Here is a 239-nt window from a genome sequence, read left to right as displayed (position 1 = left end):
GTCGTCGATGTTGGTGACCACGCCGACCTGGCAGCGGTCATACGCCAGGCCCTGGCCGAGGATCACGCCGCTGTCGTTCTCGATGACGGCGGCGTCGACGTTGCGGTTCATCAGCACGCGGGTGCCGGACGCGAAATCGGCGCGGTCGCCCTTTTGCACCAGGCGGCGGTCGAGGTACAGGCCTTCGCTGCAGGCCAGGCCGGTGCGCTTGCCCGACAGGTGCAAGAGGCGCGCGATCA

The 239-nt window shown here is 68.6% G+C and carries 1 protein-coding gene; it reads right to left on the bottom strand.

The genetic code is table 11. The annotated features are described in order from the left end of the window. Nucleotides 1-239 (bottom strand): hypothetical protein (locus R0J88_RS23200; RefSeq protein ID WP_410901345.1); only part of this gene is annotated, 239 nt, incomplete at both ends.

The sequence above is a fragment of the Pseudoalteromonas sp. SIMBA_162 genome, from assembly GCF_046535955.1.
GTDB lineage: Bacteria > Pseudomonadota > Gammaproteobacteria > Enterobacterales > Alteromonadaceae > Pseudoalteromonas > Pseudoalteromonas marina.
Note: the sequence above shows the minus strand (reverse complement) of the source record. Positions and strands in the feature narration are given on the sequence as shown.